The 17,225-nt window shown below is 39.0% G+C and carries 11 protein-coding genes; 6 read left to right on the top strand and 5 right to left on the bottom strand.

The window, feature by feature from the left end; genetic code table 11:
• The first annotated feature begins 23 nt into the window (after window positions 1–23).
• Window positions 24–1,226, top strand: coding sequence for a Bcr/CflA family efflux MFS transporter (locus I6E72_RS06080; protein ID WP_197111476.1), 1,203 nt, complete (start codon window positions 24–26; stop codon window positions 1,224–1,226).
• A gap of 33 nt (window positions 1,227–1,259) precedes the next feature.
• Here the strand turns inward: I6E72_RS06080 and grpE are convergent, their stop codons facing one another.
• Both grpE and I6E72_RS06090 read right to left on the bottom strand, forming a co-directional pair.
• Complete coding sequence (grpE, locus tag I6E72_RS06085) at window positions 1,260–1,871, bottom strand: nucleotide exchange factor GrpE (RefSeq protein ID WP_007375833.1); 612 nt, start codon at window positions 1,869–1,871, stop codon at window positions 1,260–1,262.
• Between the two features lie 58 nt (window positions 1,872–1,929).
• Window positions 1,930–2,895 carry an HrcA family transcriptional regulator gene (locus I6E72_RS06090; RefSeq protein ID WP_024590838.1) on the bottom strand — a complete coding sequence of 322 codons (966 nt, stop codon included), beginning with the start codon at window positions 2,893–2,895 and terminating at the stop codon, window positions 1,930–1,932.
• Between the two features lie 154 nt (window positions 2,896–3,049).
• On the opposite strand from I6E72_RS06090, the gene nadK reads away from it, so the two are divergent.
• From nadK to recN, 3 genes are all read left to right on the top strand, one after another.
• On the top strand, window positions 3,050–3,934 hold the full coding sequence (gene nadK / locus I6E72_RS06095; protein WP_004335384.1) for an NAD(+) kinase: 885 nt from the start codon (window positions 3,050–3,052) through the stop codon (window positions 3,932–3,934).
• Between the two features lie 77 nt (window positions 3,935–4,011).
• Window positions 4,012–4,569 (top strand): hypothetical protein, encoded by a 558-nt coding sequence (locus I6E72_RS06100; protein WP_007584558.1) that lies wholly within the window; start codon window positions 4,012–4,014, stop codon window positions 4,567–4,569.
• A 75-nt stretch (window positions 4,570–4,644) separates the two neighbouring features.
• Entirely contained in the window at window positions 4,645–6,318 is a 1,674-nt protein-coding gene (gene recN, locus I6E72_RS06105) for a DNA repair protein RecN (protein ID WP_007584560.1), read from the top strand.
• A 371-nt stretch (window positions 6,319–6,689) separates the two neighbouring features.
• On the opposite strand, the gene I6E72_RS06110 is transcribed toward recN, so the two are convergent.
• The 3 genes from I6E72_RS06110 to gltB all read right to left on the bottom strand — a co-directional run bounded on the left by I6E72_RS06110 (window position 6,690) and on the right by gltB (window position 14,517).
• Entirely contained in the window at window positions 6,690–7,712 is a 1,023-nt protein-coding gene (locus I6E72_RS06110; protein WP_331459070.1) for a GGDEF domain-containing protein, read from the bottom strand.
• 922 nt (window positions 7,713–8,634) lie between these two features.
• On the bottom strand, window positions 8,635–10,050 hold the full coding sequence (locus tag I6E72_RS06115) for an FAD-dependent oxidoreductase (protein WP_007584567.1): 1,416 nt from the start codon (window positions 10,048–10,050) through the stop codon (window positions 8,635–8,637).
• Between the two features lie 9 nt (window positions 10,051–10,059).
• Window positions 10,060–14,517: a glutamate synthase large subunit gene (gltB, locus tag I6E72_RS06120; RefSeq protein WP_101216462.1), complete on the bottom strand. Its 4,458-nt coding sequence runs from the start codon at window positions 14,515–14,517 to the stop codon at window positions 10,060–10,062.
• A 698-nt stretch (window positions 14,518–15,215) separates the two neighbouring features.
• Between gltB and I6E72_RS06125 the strand changes: the two genes are divergently transcribed.
• Together I6E72_RS06125 and I6E72_RS06130 are read left to right on the top strand one after the other, a co-directional pair.
• Window positions 15,216–16,469 carry an efflux RND transporter periplasmic adaptor subunit gene (locus I6E72_RS06125; RefSeq protein ID WP_197111477.1) on the top strand — a complete coding sequence of 418 codons (1,254 nt, stop codon included), beginning with the start codon at window positions 15,216–15,218 and terminating at the stop codon, window positions 16,467–16,469.
• Window positions 16,470–16,511: 42 nt separating this feature from the next.
• Window positions 16,512–17,222 carry an ABC transporter ATP-binding protein gene (locus tag I6E72_RS06130; RefSeq protein ID WP_004335374.1) on the top strand — a complete coding sequence of 237 codons (711 nt, stop codon included), beginning with the start codon at window positions 16,512–16,514 and terminating at the stop codon, window positions 17,220–17,222.
• Window positions 17,223–17,225: the final 3 nt, after the last annotated feature.

The raw sequence follows: 17,225 nt of genomic DNA on the forward strand, positions 1-17,225 counted from the left end.
TTTAGTGATTGTTGAGTTTACACATGGACGCCTCAGCCTCGTCTTTTAATACCCGTATTTTATTGCCTTTATTAGCCAGTATCGTGGCGATTACTCCTTTGGCTATTGATATGTATTTGCCTGCCATGCTGGTAATTGCAAGCGATTTACAAACTAATATGCCAAATGTACAAATATCGTTGAGTATTTACTTAGCGGGTTATTCATTGGGGATGTTATTTTTTGGCCCTATTGCCGATCAAATTGGCCGCCGTAAGCTCGCACGTATTGGCTTAACCCTATTTGGCGCAAGCTCACTTGCACTCGCATTTACAACCGAAATCCATGCGTTTTGGACTCTTAGAGCAGTGCAAGCATTTACGGGAGCTGCAGCTACCGTAGTCGTACCAGGTATTATTCGCCATATTTATCAGCAAAATACAGCTAAGGGAATGTCGTATGTGTCGATGATCATGATGGTAGCACCGTTAGTAGCCCCCTCTGTTGGTTCGTTTATTTTAGGATTTTCTGTTTGGTCAACCATATTTTTGGTTCTTGCTGGATATAGCTTTTTAATATTAGCGTTTGTACAAGTGTATTTAATAGATATACCTATTCATAAAAATGAGAAAAAAGGCCTCGCTCTATTTTTTGATAGCTATAAAACAGTACTGAGTAATAAAGACGCACGTGCGGATATACTCAGTTCTATGTTTGTATCGTTTGGATTTTTTTGCTTTTTGACCTCAGTACCATTTATTTATTTAGATTTATATGAAGTGTCAGAACAGTTATTTGGTGTGTTATTTGCGTTTAATGTAATGGCGCTTATGTTTGGTAACTTTTTAAATACGCGAATTGTACCAAGGCTGGGCTCTCGAAAAATGCTCTATATTGGACTTGTTTGTGGGTTTGTATCGGGGCTTGCGCTGTTAACATTTAGCTTATTGCACTTATCACTTTATTATATTGTGGCTGCTATTGCGCCATTAATGATGAGTTTAGGTGTCACTGCAAGTAATGCTGATTCGCTAATATTGGTGAAGTTTGAAAGAAACACAGGTACAGCAACGGCCGTAATTGGCACACTTCGTTTTGGTAGTGGTGCATTAGTTGGCCCGTTACTCGCCATTATGCATGCAAAAAGCGCAGTACCATTTTCAAGTTTAATGTTTAGTGCTGTGTTACTCACTATGCTCGTACAGCTAATTCACTATAAAAAAGACAAAAAAAATGCCTCAATATGAGGCATTTTATCAAAGCTAATAACCTTAAATTAATTAAGCGTCAGCAGCTTTAGAAACCATAACCATTGCAGGGCGTAATAAACGACCATTCAATGTGTAACCTTTTTGCATAACAGCAAGTACTGTATTAGGTGTTACATCGTTACTTGGTTGAATTGACATTGCTTGATGAAAATCTGGATTAAACTGCTCACCTTGTGGGTTTACAATTTCAACACCAAATTTAGAAACAGCGTCATTAAAGCTCTTAACCGTCATATCGATACCTTCAAGCAACGGCTTTAGTGTCTCATTTTCTTTATCAGAAAATTCAATAGCACGTTCAAGGTTATCAATTACAGGTAGTAATTCGTTAGCAAATTTTTCTAGTGCAAATTTATGCGCTTTTTCTACATCTTGTGCTGCACGACGACGAATATTATCTACATCTGCTGCGGCACGAACAACACCGTCTTTTTGATCAGCAATTGTTTGCTTTGCAGCTTCAAGCTCTGCATATAACATCGCAATTTCTGCTTCAGGGCTTTGTTCTTGTTCTGCATGCTGATCAGCGGCTTCTACTGCTGCTTCTACATCAGCCTGCATTTTAGAAATTTCTTCGTTTAATTCTACTTCTTGCTCAGGGTTTTGTGTCTGCTCAGACATAAAATACGTGCTCCAATTCTTTACAACTGCGGTAATTATGGGGATTGAATAAAAAGATTCAAGAGTTAGATGCCTCAATTAATTTAAATTCTTGAATTATTTCTTCAATCTGCGCTGATTTAGGACAAATGATACAAAAACGGCTTTGATATTCTTGATTTTTAAAGTACGGCACGCTTATTACAATTAATTCATCGCACTCAGTAAAAGGTAATTTTTCGCTATTAAGTACCGATACACCATTTTTAAAAGCAAGCTTATCTTCTACATAATTTAAAAACGAAACACCAATATTTAAACTTTGTTCGCAGTCTATTTGTTTGTAGAGGTAATTTTCACCAACAACAATACTATTATCTGAGCCTAATTTTTGGCTTAGTTGTCGCGTCCATTGATTAAGCGAATCATGACAATTTCGAGGCGCTGTATTTGCCATAGCTTGCATACGGTACAAACCTTCCATTAAGGTTTGTTGGCTAAATACAGTATTCAACCACGTGGCAAATTGATAACGAACAGAGTCTGACGAATCATGAGGTTTATCAATACAAATATTGTGACTCTGCCCTGCCCTATCTATTAATAAAATAAGCCAGTCGGTAGAATCAAAATCAAGCACTTCTACTCTAAACACTTGCTGTGAACTGGCTTGAGGTAAACCAACACAACAACATACTTGATATTTTTGGCTTAAACCATGCGCTAGCTCAACGAGTTGTGACTGCTGTGGTTGCCAATAATTAGCAATATCAGCAAGCACAAAAAATTCGTCAAACCAATAATCAAACCCTTCATTTGTCGGCACTCGCCCTGCGGATGTATGAGGTGAATACAATAAGCCCACTTTTTCTAAGCGAGCCATAGCATTACGAACCGTAGCCGAACACACTGCCATGCCTTTGAGCTTGGCAATTTTTGTTGATGGAACAGGCAAGCCTTCACCATTACAGTACATGTTCATAACAGCTGAAAAAATTTGCTGATCTCGTGGGTTTAGTTTCATGGTATCTACATCTTGTTGCATGAAAGAGATATCGGGGCGTTTAGTTCTTTTTCAAGTCGTGCAGCTAACTCACTACGAATAAAATTGAAGGTTTATAATATTGCTATAATCTGTATTTTCAAACACTTCTGTTTTGAGTTACTCTACTATTATTAAATCTCTTTGTGCGTACATTATGGACTCTCCTTTTAACACCATAGGCCTAATTGGCAAACCTAATCACCCGGGAGCCGCTGCTACCCTTCAGCGTTTACATACCTTTTTACTTGCGCTTGGCTTTGAGGTAATAGTAGAAAAACGCACAGGGAGTCAGTTAGACGATATTCCGCATGACAAACTTGTTAAGTTAGTCGACTTAGGTGAACAAGCCGATTTAGCCATTGTTGTAGGCGGTGACGGTAACATGCTTGGCGCAGCACGCGTACTTGCGCGCTTTAACATTGCTGTAATTGGTGTAAATAGAGGCAACCTTGGTTTTTTAACTGATTTAAACCCCGAAGGGTTTGAAGCGAGCTTGGAGCAAGTGCTCAGTGGTGAGTATCTTGAAGAAAAACGTTTTTTATTAGAAGTAGAAGTATATCGCCACAACGAATTAAAAAGTGCAAACTCAGCCGTTAACGAAGCGGTACTTCATGCCGATAAAGTAGCGCACATGATTGAATTTGAAGCTTTTATAAATAATGACTTTGTGTTTTCTCAGCGCTCCGATGGTTTAATAGTATCAACCCCGACAGGCTCTACGGCGTATTCACTTTCAGGTGGCGGTCCAATATTAACGCCAGAACTAAATGCTATATCGTTAGTACCTATGTTTCCTCATACCTTATCTAGCAGACCTTTAGTGGTAGATGCCGATAATGAAGTTCGTTTAAAGCTAAGCCTAGAGAATACAGATAGCCTACAGGTAAGCTGCGACAGCCACGTAGTGCTAGCCGTATTACCCGGCGATGAGGTAGTAATTAAAAAAGCCGATAAACAATTGCGCTTAATTCATCCAAAAAATTACTCTTACTACAACGTTTTACGTACAAAACTGAATTGGGGTAGTCGTTTGTACTAATTTTATTGCCAAATTTAGTACTATAAAGCAAAATGGCGACTTAAAATAATAACCAACTAATTTAGGAACGAGTAGCAATGACTTATGTAGTATTCTTTGCTTTACTGCTATTAATTACACTTTTATACAGTTACCTCAAAATTGAGAGTAACCGTAAAAAAGCGATAGAAGCTAGAAAAAAGCTATTTAATGAACGTGTTTCGCATGTAAATACGCGCCTTAAAGCAAAGCTTAATGATCTACTTGATGCTAAAATAATTCGCCCAAAATACGTTCCTCGCATTCAAGCTATTGTAAATAATTTTTTTGTTGTTCAATCACATACAGACGAGAACTTGCAACAGCTTGAAGATACTGCCGACCTACTAATTAATACGTTGTCCAACGAGTTAATTAAAATCAATCAAACAAATATAATTCAACCATTGATTGATAATATACAGTACTTTGTATCTGAGTTGCCCCAGCAAGGCATTTTATACAATAAGAGTTTTTATATTAATACATTACCTCCCCTCATTGCTCTGCTTAAAACCGAAGAGAGTATACAACCTACTGATATTGTTGATGATCAAATTGATGCATCTTCCCAAACTTCCGATACACAGTTTACTCAAGATGTAAGTGTTGCTTAAATAATAAAAAATTAATTTGCAAAAAACCAAAACACTGTATAAATTAACAGTTAATTGACTGGATGGATAAACAGTATGTTAATTGGTTTAGAAGTTAAAAATTTTGCAATCGTAAGTAATTTAAGCACAGAATGGCGCAGCGGTATGACTGCGATCACAGGTGAGACAGGTGCTGGTAAATCTATTGCTATTGATGCCCTATCGCTATGCTTAGGTGAGCGCGCTGAAGCATCAGCAGTTCGCCCAAGCTCTGATAAAGCAGAAGTATGTGCACAATTTGACTTAACAGATCTACCGCTTGCTCAAGCATTTTTAGAGCAACATATGCTAAGCACTTCTGACAACGAGTGCTTATTACGTCGTGTTGTTTGTAAAAATGGCCGTAGTAAGAGCTATATTAATGGTAGTGCAGTTACCGCATCACAATTAAAAGAACTTGGTCAATATTTAATATCTATTCATGGACAACATGCCCACCAATATTTATTAAAAGCTGAGCATCAGTTACAGCTTTTAGATGCCTATGCAGGGCATCACCACTTAGTAAACTCAGTAAATAAAAACTATAAACAGTTTGCTAACTTACAAAAAGAATTTAAACACTTAGAACAACAACAGCAGCAACAAGCAGCGCAAAAACAATTGTTAGAGTATCAAGTTGCTGAGCTTGATGAATTTGCATTACAAGAAAATGAGTTTGATTTAATTGAGGCTGAGCATTACAAACTAAGCAATAGCCAAACAATATTAGAATCGTGCCAACGTGAGTTACAACACTTATATGAAAGTGATGAGCAAAACGCTTGCTCATTACTACAGCACAGCGCTCAACAATTTACCGAACTGGCTCAATATGACGAAAGTTTAGCAAGCGTAGCTGCTATGCTTAGCGAAGCCGCTGTACAAGTTGAAGAAGCAAGCCGCGAAGTGCGCAATTACACTGAGCAAGCAGATTTAGACCCGGCCCGCTTAGTTGAAGTAGAAAATAGGCTAAGTGGTGCTATGGATTTAGCGCGTAAGCATCATATAAAACCACAGCAGTTAGTTGAGTTTCATCAATCGATTGCTCAAGAACTTGAGTCAATAAGTAATAATAGTAATCGTCTGGAGCAGCTTGAGTCAGAAATAGAAAGCGCGTTACTTAGTTACAAGCAAACTGCTGATGAATTAAGTAAAAGCCGCTGCGAGTATGCTAATACACTTAACACACTAATAAGTGAAAGCATGGCTAATTTATCAATGGAAAACGGTGTTTTTGAAATAGCCTTAACTCAAGAGAGTAATCGTACACCAAACAGCCTAGGCTTTGATAATGTCTCGTTTTTAGTATCAACTAATCCGGGGCAACCACTTCAGCCATTAGCTAAAGTAGCATCAGGTGGTGAGCTTTCTCGTATAAGTCTTGCTATACAGGTAATTATTGCCCAAAAAGTAACAACCCCAACGCTTATTTTTGATGAAGTTGATGTAGGTATTTCTGGCCCAACGGCATCTGCTGTAGGTAAGTTATTACGCCAATTAGGTAAATCAACTCAAGTAATTTGTGTTACTCATTTACCGCAAGTTGCCAGTAGTGCACATCAGCAATTTTTTGTAGCTAAAGAAATAGCACAAGGCGAAACGTTTACTCATATGCTGCCTTTAAATAAAGATGGCCGTATTAATGAAATAGCCCGTTTACTTGGCGGCGATAACATAAGCAAAACAGCTAAAGCAAATGCTAAAGAACTAATAATGGCTCACGCCTAATGTGTTAGTAAATAACGTCTTCAAGGATTAAATAATGCACAGTACTTTAGTTGATTTTTGTATAATTTTAAGTTGGTTGTTATTAGTACTAAGCACCTGTTTAATTATATTTAGTAAATATAAACATACTTGTTTTAAACAACGTTTATTTAAGTTTTTAAATAGCTTTTTAGTTTTTCAACTAATCGTTGTGGCCTATTACTTTACTAGCGAAAAAATAAATGGACTAAGTGATTTAGGTGTTAGTTATTGGGTTTTAATTACAATGCAGATTGCGTGTATTGTAATATGCTACATGAGCTTAAAACGCAGAAAGGCTAAAATAAGGCCATCCCTTGATTCGTTTTCAATGGATTAAAGTAAATAAACATTTAAAAAGAGCACGTTCTGTTTTTACCTTGCTCTTTTGCTTTATAAAGTAGTTCATCAGCATGCTTAATATCTAGGTCAATTGAGCGCTCAGCGTTTGCAGCTGTGATGCCAATACTTAGCGTTATATTTACACTATCTGAAAATAAGCTTACAGCTGAAGCTTTAAGGGCATTATGGATTTTTTCTGCAACGAGCTCGCCCTCATCAACGGTTACATTTGGAATCACAATTAAAAACTCCTCACCGCCCCAACGTGAAGCAATCGCATTTTGCGGAATATTATTTTCAAATGTTTTGGCTAAATGGATAAGAGCTTCATCGCCAAAATCATGGCCGAATTGATCATTAATTTTTTTAAAATTATCTACATCAGCTAATAATATTACAAACGGAATATTATTATTTTTAAGCTCATTTTTAAAAGCTATAAGCTTATTCATAGTGAAACGACGGTTTGGCAGATTAGTGAGTGGATCTATAGTTGCTAAAAATTCATTTTTTTGGCTTAAAGCAATTAATTTACTGCTGTATTTTTCTCTTGAAAATTCGTAATAACCACTCAGCGATGCAACAATTATAAAAGCGAGTATGATTCTGACTGGAAACTGCTCAGGATTGTAGTCATATATATTAAATGTATCAGCGCAATAGAAACCGAGAACAATCGCCGATAAAAATAAAACAATATCAAACGTCCCTCGTTTAAGCCCTCGAATTGAATAAGTAACAGGAGACACTATAAATATCCATATAGGCCCTGTACCTTGTGCTCCTCCTGTAAGTACAAGATAAAACATCAGTGCATACAGGTTATATAAAATTACAGTTGCAGACTTCTCTACACCTCTACCTATATTAAACGCCGATAAGTAAACAAACGAAGAAACAACCAAAGTAAATGCTAATAAATAGCTACTGTTAATAAATGCTAAGCTAGCCATCGAAAACGTTGCTATAAAGCCTATTGAGGAAAAGAACCGAACAATGAGCTTCCTTTCTAAATTGTTTGAATATTCGTACATAATTTCTATTTATTTATTAATGTATAAAAGCAAACTTATAGATATAAAGTAAGCAAACCGTAAACAGCGTGCAATAATGAACCTACTTTATATTTAAATCAACTATTAAGGTTAGTAATTAGCACTGACAATTGTGCACATATTTTTAGCCTCTTGCATTTATCTCAGGTAAGTACATTTTTACGATATTAAATTGCTTGGCACTAATACCATTTGCTAAATTATATAAGTACGCCCTTTTATTCCTGCAATAATCGAACTGACTGGTAGTCAAAAAATAATTTAAACCTGCATAGTTAAAGATGGTAGTAACTATTCTATGAATTGTGCCTGGACCGAGTAAACAACACATTAATCAATAAAAGTGCCGTTACAAAAAAATACACGCATTATACCAATCCGCGATAATACTCAATCAATTTCAAGGATTGAACTTGGCGCTAACTGCATTAAAACTTTCGAGATACGACTGCATGAATACAAAGCAATGTAGAGGTAATTGCCGAGAACACCTAAGTAGCGAAACTTTAGCCTCATTATCGACATAATTTTGTTATCTCAAAATAGATTACTTAATTAAGCGAATTGGTATTGGAGTATATAAACGACATAGAAGAAAGAAGTGTCGATAACGTTTATATATATGAAACGAGCCCTGAAAGCCGCTTAGTAGATACCCAAAGAAATCGCATTTGGCTTATAAAGAACAACCCATAATAACAAAGCAGTTTCTCTGAAAGTTACTATATAAGGTTTCTACATGAAGTTACTAACAAAAGGTGTTGTTCAAGAAAGCCATACAAAAGGTGGTATAAATATAGCCCCATTTGTCACTAATTACGTTGACATTACATTTGGATAAAACAAATAAAAAAGCAAGCCACTTGGCTTGCTTTAAATATCGTTATTTTAAAACGAAAAATTAAACTTTTAAGTAATCCATAATACCTTCTGCAGCGTTACGTCCTTCAAAAATAGCAGTTACCACTAAATCTGAACCACGTACAATGTCGCCACCAGCAAATATTTTAGGGTTAGTAGTTTGATGTGTAAACTCACCTTGTTCAGGTGCGTTAATACCGCCCCAGTTGTTTATTTCTACATCGTATTTTTCTAACCAATCCATTTTGTGAGGTTGGAAACCAAACGCCATAATAACTTGATCAGCTTCAATAACATGTTCTGAACCAGGTACTTCTTCAGCACGGCTTCTGCCTTTTGCGTCAGGTTCGCCTAATTTAGTTTTAACCATTTTAACGCCGGTCACTTTACCTTTATCGTTCAATACAATGCCTTTAGGCTGAACGTTATACGTAAATATAACGCCTTCTTCTTTCGCGTTTTTAACTTCACGTTTAGAGCCTGGCATATTTTCTTTATCACGACGATAAGCACACGTTACTTTTGCAGCATTTTGTCGAATAGACGTACGCACACAGTCCATCGCTGTATCACCACCGCCAAGTACAACTACTTTTTGATTAGCCATATCAATACACGGTTGTTTTGTCTCGTCGTAGCCCATTACACGGTTCGTGTTACCAATCAAAAACGGCAATGCATCGTGAACACCCGCTGCATCTTCATTTTCAAGACCTGCACGCATACTCTGATACGTACCAACCCCTAAAAACACAGCGTCGTAATCAGCTAAAATTTGATCAAGTGTAATATCAACACCTACTTCAACATTTAACTTAAATTCTACGCCCATTTCAGTGAAAATTTCACGGCGCTTTTGCATTACTGATTTTTCAAGTTTAAAAGAAGGAATACCAAATGTGAGTAGTCCACCTATTTCTGGGTGACGATCAAACACTACTGGTTTAACGCCATTTCGCACTAAAATATCAGCACACCCTAAACCTGCAGGGCCCGCACCAATAATGGCTACTTTTTTGTCAGTCCATGTTACATAAGACATATCAGGCTTCCAGCCCATTTTAAATGCCTCATCAGTAATGTATTTTTCAATATTACCAATTGTAACCGCACCAAACTCTTCATCGAGCGTACACGAGCCTTCACACAAGCGGTCTTGTGGGCAAACACGCCCACAAACCTCTGGTAAGCTATTTGTACGATGAGAAAGCTCAGCCGCCTCTATAATACGGCCCGTGCGTATTAACTTTAACCATTGTGGAATGTAGTTATGTACTGGACATTTCCACTCACAGTATGGGTTACCACAATCTAAACAACGGTCAGCTTGTGAGTTAACCTGATTCTCTGAAAAGGGTTCGTAAATTTCTACGAAAGATTTTTTACGTGACGAGATTGGTTTTTTGCGTGGATCTACACGCTGCACGTCTATAAATTGATATACATTTTCGCTCATACTGCCCCCTTATTGCGCCTGAACACGTAGTTCGGCACTACTGCGAGCGCGATGCCCGAGTAAACTTTTTACGTCACTTGATATTGGTTTTACTAATTTGAACATAGGTAAGTACAATTCAAAGTTAGCCAAAATACTTTCTGCTCTGCACGAACCCGTAAGCTCTAAATGCTCAGCAATTAAGCCGCGTAAATGTTCTTGATGCGACGTTAATTCGTCTAGTGTTACTATTTCGACAAGCTCTGGATTAATGCGTTTTTCAAAATCATTTCGCTCATCTAAAATATAAGCAAAACCACCTGTCATACCCGCGCCAAAGTTAACGCCTACATTGCCCAGTACACATACAACGCCGCCCGTCATGTATTCACAACAGTTGTCACCTACACCTTCAACAACCGCTTGCACACCTGAGTTACGTACTGCAAAGCGCTCGCCTGCACAACCTGCAGCAAACAGTTTGCCGCCTGTTGCACCGTATAAACATGTGTTGCCTGCAATTGTGGCTTTGTGACTTTCGAACGAAGAGCCAAGTGGTGGACGAATAACTAGCTTGCCACCCGCCATGCCTTTACCTACGTAATCGTTTGCATCGCCAACCAGTGTCATTTCAAGGCCGCCGGCATTCCACACACCAAATGATTGACCCGCAGTACCGTGTAGCTCAATTGCTACAGGATCTGCCGCCATACCTTGGTTGCCATATTTATCAGCAATATAGCCAGAAAGCATTGCACCTACCGATCTGTCCGTATTACAAATACGACTTACTAGTGAGATACCGCTTGAAGCATCAATTGCTTCTTGCGCCTTAGCAAGTAGGCTCTCATTAAGCTTTCCTAAATAATGTGAGCTATTAGGCGCACTACAATAAAGTGTTTCACCTGTTGGGTTATTAGGCTGAGCAATTACTGAAGATAAATCAATTTTCTTCTGTTTAGCTGTTTTGCCTTCAATGGCTTCAAGCAAATCTAAACGACCGATTAAATCAGTTAAGTTTACAACACCTAAGCTTGCCATGATTTCACGTGCTTCTTGCGCTATAAACTTAAAGTAGTTCATCGCCATTTCTGGTAAGCCGTGGTAATGCTTTTGACGAAGTGTTTCGTCTTGTGTTGCAACACCGGTCGCACAGTTGTTTAAATGGCAAATTCGTAAGTATTTACAACCAAGCGCAACCATTGGGCCGGTACCAAAGCCAAAGCTTTCTGCACCTAAAATTGCCGCTTTAATTATATCTAAACCTGTTTTTAAGCCACCATCAGTTTGCAAACGAATGCGATGACGCAGTCCATTTTCAACAAGGGCTTGCTGCGTTTCAGCAAGTCCTAGCTCCCATGGGCTACCTGCATATTTAACTGAAGTAAGTGGGCTTGCGCCTGTACCGCCATCGTAGCCAGAAATAGTAATTAAATCGGCATACGCTTTAGCAACACCTGTCGCAATGGTTCCTACGCCTGGTTCTGAAACCAGTTTTACAGAAATAAGTGCTTTAGGGTTTACTTGTTTTAAATCGAAAATTAGCTGCGCTAAATCTTCAATTGAGTAAATATCGTGATGTGGTGGTGGCGAAATTAACGTAACACCTGGAACAGAATAACGAAGCTTAGCAATATATGGGGTTACTTTTTCACCCGGTAATTGACCGCCTTCGCCTGGTTTTGCACCTTGCGCTACTTTAATTTGAATAACGTCAGCACTGCGTAAGTAATGCGGCGTTACGCCAAATCGACCTGAAGCGACTTGCTTAATACGCGAGTTTTTCTCGGTACCATAACGCAGCTTATCTTCACCGCCTTCACCAGAGTTTGAACAACCACCTAAGCGGTTCATTGCAATTGCTAGAGCCTCATGCGCTTCTGGCGATAATGCACCAATACTCATTGCTGCTGAATCGAAACGCTTGTATAGGTTTTCTGCAGGCTCTACATCATCGATGCTAATGCCTTGCTCTGGAATTTTAAGCGCAAGCATGTCACGTAAAGTGGCAATAGGACGCGTATTAACAAGTTTTGCATATTCACTGTAATCACTGTATTCACCAGAACGAACTGCTTTTTGCAGGGTTTGGATTACATCAGGATTATAAGCATGATACTCGCCGCCATGTACGTACTTAAACAAGCCGCCGTGGCTTAATAATTTACGCTTACTTAGAGCGAGTTTGTGTAAGCTTTGCTGATCGTCATCAAAGTCGGTAAAGCATGCGCCCTGTATGCGACTCGCCACACCTTTAAAGCACATTTGTACAATAGCGTCAGATAAACCAACCGCTTCAAACAACATTGAGCAGCGATATGACGCAACCGTACTTATGCCCATTTTAGACATGATTTTGTATAAGCCCTTGTTAATGGCTTTACGGTAAGCAAGAGTTACTTCGCAATACGACTTATTAATAATTTTGCTGTCGCTCATTGCAACTAACGATTCATACGCAAGGTATGGATAAATTGCCGTAGCACCAAAGCCTAATAACACAGCAAACTGATGCGCATCACGCACGCTACCGGTTTCAATGATAATGTTTGATTCACAGCGAAGATTGTTATCAACTAATCGTTTTTGTACCGCACCTACAGCCATAGCTGCTGGAATCGGCAAATTTGCTTCATTAAAGTTACGGTCAGTTAAAATAAGCATGATACAACCAGCGGCTGCTTTTTCTTGTGCTTGGTCACAAATACGCGTTACCGCATTTTCTAAACCTTCTTCAACTGTGTAGGTAATATCAATTTTACAGTAGCTGTAATGCGCTTCATCAGCATTTAATAGCTGCTGCATGTCTGCGTACATTAAAATTGGCGTATCAAACTGTAGGCGCTTAGCATGGCCTGTTGTTTCGTTAAATACGTTTTGCTCACTACCAATACATGTCGCAAGCGACATTACATGATTTTCACGCAGTGGATCAATAGGTGGGTTTGTTACTTGCGCAAATTTTTGGCGGAAGTAATCATACAGCGAACGATGCCCTTCACTAAGCACTGCAAATGGCGTGTCATCACCCATTGAGCCGGTTGCTTCTTGGCCGTTTTCACCCATTACACGAATAACGCTATCAAGCTCTTCGTTGGTATAACCAAACATTTTTTGATATTTAGCTAGCGTTTCGTCATCAAATGAGCGATTACCGGCGTCTTGTTCAGTAAGCTCTTCAAATGGAACTAAACGCTTAACGTTCTCCTCAAGCCATGACTTGTAAGGATGGCGAGACTTTAAATCTTGATCGATTTCATCTGAGTGCCAAATTTTACCAAGCTTAGTATCAATTACTAACAGCTCACCTGGTCCTACACGGCCTTTTTCGACTACTTCATCGGCAGTGTAATCCCAAATACCCACTTCTGATGCGAGTGTAATAAAACCATCTTGCGTAATTACATAACGCGCAGGACGAAGTCCATTACGGTCTAAGTTACATGCCGCAAAACGACCATCCGACATAACAATACCGGCGGGGCCATCCCATGGTTCCATATGCATAGAGTTAAAGTCGTAAAATGCACGTAAATCGTCGTCCATTGCACGGTTTTTCTGCCATGCAGGTGGCACGAGCATACGCATAGCGCGGAATAAATCCATGCCACCAGCTAAAAATAGCTCAAGCATATTATCTAGGCTTGATGAATCAGAACCGGTTTCGTTTACAAACGGCGCTGCGCTTTGTAAATCAGGAATAAGCGGTGACGCAAACTTGTATGAACGTGCGCGTGCCCACTGGCGGTTACCTTCAATAGTATTAATTTCACCATTGTGTGCTAAATAGCGGAAAGGTTGAGCTAAAGGCCAACGCGGCTGAGTATTAGTAGAAAAGCGCTGATGGAAAACACAAATCGCACTCGTCATACGAATATCAGCTAAATCCAGGTAAAAATTTGGTAAATCTGCAGGCATCATTAAGCCTTTATAGATAGTTACCAAACCAGATAAACTTGCGATATAGAAAGCTTCGTCATCAACAATGCGCTTTTCAGCGCGGCGGCGTGCTACATATAAGCGACGCTCTAAGTCTTTAGAACGCCAACCTTCTGGCGCGCTAACAAAAATTTGTTCAAAACCTGGTAATTGCTGTACAGCAATAGGACCCAACATAGATGGGTCAGTTGGCACAACGCGCCAACCTAAAATATTTAACGTTTCTTTTTCTAATTCTTCGCTAAGTATTTGTTTTGCAGCTTGCGCTAAAACAGGGTCTGAATTTAAAAATATCATACCCACTGCGTAGTTTTTGCCTAAGTGCCAGTTATGTTCACTAGCAATAGCACGGAAAAAGCTATCTGGTTTTTGTAATAATAAACCACAGCCATCACCTGTTTTACCATCGGCAGATATACCACCACGGTGCTGCATGCGATCAAGCCCCGTAATAGCAGTACGAATAAGCCTATGACTAGCTTGACCATTAACTTGGGCTATTAAGCCAAAGCCACAATTTTCTTTTTCTAACTTTGAGTCGTATAACATAGACCCCTCCCCTTGCTGCACTGTTAGCGTGGATGAACTGCTCGACGATTTGCTAACAGACGGACAAAACTAGCCTCTATCGTAAATAGAGTCAATAGCACTTTGAATACATATTCACATTCTTGAATATTTCTCACTTCATAGCAAGATTTCTTTTTATCATTATTTTTAACATTTAGCGTTATTTTAACCACTATTTTTTCATGACACTGGTGTCAAATTTAACATATTGTAAAAAACACGAGCCTCCAGCGCGTCAGCTTACGTAAACGTAAAGTCAACCGAAAGTGAATAAGTATTCATCAACCAAGGGGTTATTCAGTTAACATTTAGATAGTTTTATGCTATTTCATTACTTTAATGGCTTAACATCCCCGATTATTGCTGCTCATTAGTATAGTTATGAAAGTTCATGTCATTTTTTGTACGTTAATAGTGAATTTTTATTTAAAACTATGTCCGATGCGGACACATAAACTGTCCGCGGACATAAATTTCAATAACAAAAAAATAAAATCACTTAAATATCAAGGCCATAATAGTTGGCATATTAATCGTATAGCTTTATATATAATCGCTAATTGGAATTACTATGTTTACTCTAAGCTTATTTTTACTCTCTCCTATTGCCGCTATTTGCACAGCAGCTTTATTACTGCTGTGCGAAAAATACATAAAAGCAATTTAGGGGAAATTAAATGATTAAAGATACCAGCGCACAAGACGTACAAGTAAAGGCACCTATAAGCTATAAAAAATACGCGATAATCACTGCGATTGTTTTCATTGTGGTCTCTGCAATTGCTTATATTTTTTTAACGAGCCATAGCGCTAAAAGCTCTATTAGCCGCTCAAAAGTACAGATTGCAAAAGTACATGTTAAAGCGCTCATTCGAGACATTGCCGCCAGTGGTAAAATTGTTGCTGCTAATGCTCCTAAAATCTACAGTCCAGAACGTGGATTTATAGATTTAAAAGTAAAGGCCGGCGATACAGTAAAGCAAGGCAACACACTTGCCCTGCTGCAAAGCCCTGAGTTAACTAATGAATTAAAGCAACAGGAGTCTGTACTTAAAAGACTTGAAGGCGAACAGCAAAGGCAACATTTGCAAGCAAGACGCCAAACACTCACCTTAAATAAAACACTCGATATGGCACAAGTCGAGCTTAACGCCGCTGAGCGCGAAAATCGTCGCGCACAGTTATCAATACAAAAGCACTTAATTAGCCAAATTGATCTAGAAAAAGCAGTTGATGATTTATCCCGAGCTAAGCTCTCCTATAAGCATGCGCAGCAAGAGGTATTGCTTGCCAAAGACACGCTCGCTTTTGAACTACAAGCTGCTAAAAGTGATGTGACCCGCCAACAACTTATTGTTGATGACTTAATCCGAAAAGTAAGCAACCTATCTATTAAGGCTACCGTTACAGGGATCGTGGGTAACCTATTAGTGCAACAAAAAGCCGCTGTGACGCAAAGCCAACCTCTTATGACTCTCGTCGACTTAAGTAATTTTGAAGCCGAACTCCAAGTTCCTGAAAGTTACGCAAACGAATTAGGGCTCGGTATGGAAGTAGAGCTTAAGTTAGGCAATGAAACAGTGATGGGGAATTTATCCGCCATATCACCAGAAGTTAATAATCGTGAAGTAACAGCACGCGTCCGATTTAAAGCTGTTACTAACAACATCCGTCAAAACCAACGCTTAACTGCACGTATTTTACTCGACAACCGAGAAGGTGTAATGCAGGTAAAACGCGGCGCTTTTATGCAGCAAGGCGGAATTTTTGCTTACAAGGTAGAAGGCAATATTGCAAAGCGCATTCCTATTACAATAGGCGCCACCAGCATTAATGCGGTTGAGCTTTTAAGCGGTGTTAAAGAAAACGATGAAATTATTATTTCAAGCTACAGCGACTTTAAGCAAGCCAACACGATTTTATTAAATTAAACAGACGCTCTCAACCAACGCTAAAAATAATTAGGAACAACCATGTTACAAATGAACAATGTAAGTAAAGTATACCAAACAGAAATGGTACAGACCCATGCGCTTCGAGACTTTAACCTGCAAGTAAACGAAGGCGAATTTATTGCTGTTACCGGTCCTAGCGGCTCAGGAAAAACAACCTTTTTAAATATTGCAGGTATGCTCGAGCCTTTTAACGAAGGTGAGTACCTGTTAGATGGCGTTAATGTTGGCAGCCTAAACGATAACCAACGTGCTGATTTACGTAATCAAAAAATTGGCTTTATATTCCAAGGCTTTAATTTGATCCCCGATTTAAATTTATATGAAAACATAGAAGTTCCTCTTCGCTACAGAGGGATTAAAGCAAATGAGCGAAAACGTCGAATTGAACAATGCCTTGAACAAGTTGGTTTAGCATCTCGCGCTAAACACTTACCTCAACAACTCTCTGGTGGCCAGCAACAACGTGTGGCAATAGCCCGTGCGCTTGCCGGTGAACCTCGTTTTTTACTTGCCGATGAGCCAACAGGTAACCTTGACAGCTTAATGGCTCGCCAAGTTATGGAGTTACTTGAGCAAATAAATCGCGACGGTGCCACTATTGTAATGGTAACGCATGATAGCGAATTAGCCCGCCGTGCTCCGCGTAATATTCAAGTAGTTGATGGGCAACTTGCCGACTTTACACTTTATCAAGGCGCGCAAACTATAAAAACAGCATCGGGGGTTTAACTA

This window comes from Pseudoalteromonas sp. NSLLW24 (genome assembly GCF_015864725.1).
Classification (GTDB): Bacteria; Pseudomonadota; Gammaproteobacteria; order Enterobacterales; family Alteromonadaceae; genus Pseudoalteromonas; species Pseudoalteromonas arctica.

What these genes read in the sequence shown, in the direction of transcription:
- I6E72_RS06110 (WP_331459070.1), bottom strand. Translation starts at nt 7,712, where the DNA reads ATGTACGAATATTCAAACAATTTAGAAAGGAAGCTCATTGTTCGGTTC.
- nadK (WP_004335384.1), top strand. Translation starts at nt 3,050, where the DNA reads ATGGACTCTCCTTTTAACACCATAGGCCTAATTGGCAAACCTAATCAC.
- recN (WP_007584560.1), top strand. Translation starts at nt 4,645, where the DNA reads ATGTTAATTGGTTTAGAAGTTAAAAATTTTGCAATCGTAAGTAATTTA.
- I6E72_RS06115 (WP_007584567.1), bottom strand. Translation starts at nt 10,050, where the DNA reads ATGAGCGAAAATGTATATCAATTTATAGACGTGCAGCGTGTAGATCCA.
- gltB (WP_101216462.1), bottom strand. Translation starts at nt 14,517, where the DNA reads ATGTTATACGACTCAAAGTTAGAAAAAGAAAATTGTGGCTTTGGCTTA.
- I6E72_RS06130 (WP_004335374.1), top strand. Translation starts at nt 16,512, where the DNA reads ATGTTACAAATGAACAATGTAAGTAAAGTATACCAAACAGAAATGGTA.
- I6E72_RS06100 (WP_007584558.1), top strand. Translation starts at nt 4,012, where the DNA reads ATGACTTATGTAGTATTCTTTGCTTTACTGCTATTAATTACACTTTTA.
- I6E72_RS06125 (WP_197111477.1), top strand. Translation starts at nt 15,216, where the DNA reads ATGATTAAAGATACCAGCGCACAAGACGTACAAGTAAAGGCACCTATA.
- I6E72_RS06080 (WP_197111476.1), top strand. Translation starts at nt 24, where the DNA reads ATGGACGCCTCAGCCTCGTCTTTTAATACCCGTATTTTATTGCCTTTA.
- I6E72_RS06090 (WP_024590838.1), bottom strand. Translation starts at nt 2,895, where the DNA reads ATGCAACAAGATGTAGATACCATGAAACTAAACCCACGAGATCAGCAA.
- grpE (WP_007375833.1), bottom strand. Translation starts at nt 1,871, where the DNA reads ATGTCTGAGCAGACACAAAACCCTGAGCAAGAAGTAGAATTAAACGAA.